The sequence below is a fragment of the Vibrio sp. HENC-03 genome (assembly GCF_000305755.2).
Taxonomy (GTDB): Bacteria; Pseudomonadota; Gammaproteobacteria; order Enterobacterales; family Vibrionaceae; genus Vibrio; species Vibrio owensii.
Genome location: NZ_JH976067.1, coordinates 1 through 2,528, shown reverse-complemented (window position 1 = coordinate 2,528; position 2,528 = coordinate 1). Strand labels below are relative to the sequence as shown.

The 2,528-nt window shown below is 46.5% G+C and carries 3 protein-coding genes; all 3 read right to left on the bottom strand.

What is annotated here, in order from left to right; genetic code table 11:
- Positions 1-342, bottom strand: a 342-nt coding sequence (locus tag VCHENC03_RS27970) for a zonular occludens toxin domain-containing protein (RefSeq protein WP_009705183.1), incomplete at its 3' end; no start/stop codon positions are given.
- A gap of 4 nt (positions 343-346) precedes the next feature.
- Positions 347-691, bottom strand: coding sequence for a DUF2523 family protein (locus VCHENC03_RS18620; RefSeq protein ID WP_009705182.1), 345 nt, complete (start codon positions 689-691; stop codon positions 347-349).
- Position 692: 1 nt separating this feature from the next.
- Positions 693-2,186: a hypothetical protein gene (locus tag VCHENC03_RS18625; protein WP_232310319.1), complete on the bottom strand. Its 1,494-nt coding sequence runs from the start codon at positions 2,184-2,186 to the stop codon at positions 693-695.
- Positions 2,187-2,528 lie beyond the last annotated feature (342 nt).

Below are 2,528 nucleotides of genomic sequence, written 5' to 3'. Positions count from 1 at the left end.
GTCAGTAAAAGGGCGCTTGTGTATGTTCGCCATTTTAAAGCCTGCATTGGTGGAGTAGATTTGCTGACACTCATCAATGAGGATGAACGCCCCAATTGGCGCCCAACAGAAAAAGTATTTCCAAAGCTCAAAGCCTTCTGGGTTGCGCGAACTGATGCGGATAAGACGAGCACTATCAGGAAACTTCTCACCCAGTCTTTGCTCGATGACTTCTAAAGGCTGCATGCCATGAATGTTAGTAATACAGATGCGACCCTCACGCAGTGCAGGCAATAAGTCGAACCATACTGCACACGCTGATTTGTAAGAGCCGCCGTGACCATATCGAAAGGAAGTCGCCATTAGATCACCAGTTAAAGAAACGCATAACTAAAGAGGTGGCGAACGCATCGAAGATGATGCGCAGGCCAGAAGTAACGCCGTACTCAGTCAGGATGTAACGAACGTCAGAAGGTAGCGCGTTGAAGCGGTCTTCAATCAAGGTATAAACGCCGTATTCTTCGAGTAGCAGCTGCGCTATCTTGAGCGCCATTTGTATCGATGCAATCTTGATATCGAGCCAAACCGAGATAATCCACAACCCGCCATATTCGAAAATATTTTGTATCCAACCAATCACAACGTCGAAAGAATCGACAAAGGTCTGTCCGATGTTGGCGATGAACTCCAATGCAGAGTAGATGTACTCCATGTTATTTACTCCTATTCCCAAACAGCACCCAAAGAGCAATCAAGGCGCAAATGAACAAGACGACCGGACGAACGTAACCGGACACAGAATCAAAACGTTGTAGGCCAGATTCAACTGTTGCGCCTTTAATCGAAAAGGATTTATCGCTTAATGTGCCGTTGTTAAAGTTGGTGCCGATACTCACCAGTCCTTTGATGTCGTCCACATACGTTTCAATAGATTCAGTCTTGGCTTGGATGGTGTCTTGTAAGTCCATTAAGTCCTCAAACGTGAAAATCTCACCAGTGATAGCAGTGCCTGTTGGCGTGCCAAACTCGGAGCCAGTCAGTAAGCCCTCGATGGAATCCAAGCTGTTATCCAATCCGCTAAGGGAATCACCCAAGCTTTGTAAGTCAGTTCGAACACCAATAGTGGCATTGGTATTGTTATTAACTGCCGTGGTGATGTCGCCGTTAGCCTGTTGGATAAGGGCTTTGGTGTTCTCGTATATCTTGTTGTCGTTGATTTGCTGCTCTTGAATGGCTTGCGTGTTATCAACGAGCGAACCCTTTACCTCAATAACGGCATTGGCTATCTGAGCTTGTGATTCGTTAAGGTCAACGTTGAGGTCGTGAATACCTTTGTTGATGTCAGCGTTTAACCCTTGGATTGCGGAAACAACTGCCGTGTCTGTCGATTCATCTGTTTCTGGGTCTTCAACGTCTGGCTCTGGGTCAACGTCGTTGGGGTCGAACGTGTTGGTTGAGTCGTCGGGTAGGACACTTGGATCTTCAATCTCGCCAGTTGGATCGTCTGGGTCATGGGTTGGGTCTTCTGCTTGGTCAGGCGGAAAGATAGGTTCATCAGGACCATTAACACCCCAGAACAAAGTACCACCGTCACACTGTTTTCCCGTGTAAGCAAAGTTCAGGGAGCATTGAGAATCCGGTGTGTATTGGCCGTCAGGCACGCCAGTACAAATAATGGTGGATTCGTTCTTGGTCATTTCGCATCGAGTTGCGCCGAAGTCACCATAACAAGCGCCAGTCACCAGTTCGCCATAAACAGCGGGGTGCCAATGGAGTTTTACAGAACCACCAATAGACTGTTTGAATTGGCAAGCGTCCATACAGGTGCCATCAGGATTAGTACCATAGTCACATTGAGGTTCACAGGCTATCGTTGAGCTGTTAAATCGCTCGCCAGATGGACATCTCGCTCTCTCATATATAACGTAGGTCTCGTAGTAGCCTTTATTGTTATAACAATTTGAAGCATATCGGTTGTAACCTAAATCAGTATCGTAAAGCACAACAGAGCAATCATGCACACCACCGTAAAGGTTTTCACCGTAATTCTCATACAAGCATGCATGGACAGAAGAGGGATTATTCCAAGCTCTTTTCTCATAGCACCCCATCATGCCCGAACTTGCATACATTTCTAAAGCACTAGCATTACAAGCAAAAAATAAGACAGAGAAAATAAGGTAACGAAAAGTGAGACTAATATTCATCGCAACAAACCAATAAAAAAGGGAGCCGAAGCCCCCTTTATTAACTGATTAGTGAGTATTGATGCCACTCACAAAGCCGTGGAGAAATGCCCCCGCAAAGGCAACACCTAGAATGATAGCGAGAACATCTCCAAGTAAATTACCAGATAAAGGAGGCATGGAGGCGAACCGTTAGCGACGCAAGAAGCCAACAACCATAGTCACACCGAAGCCCAGTGCAGCCATACCAATCAGACCCGCAACAACCAGTGATACATTGCTTTGACCACCAGAGATAGCGGCGTTGATAGCGCCCGTAATATCTGGTGTTTCAGCAAAAGCCGGAGAAACGGAAGCAAGCAT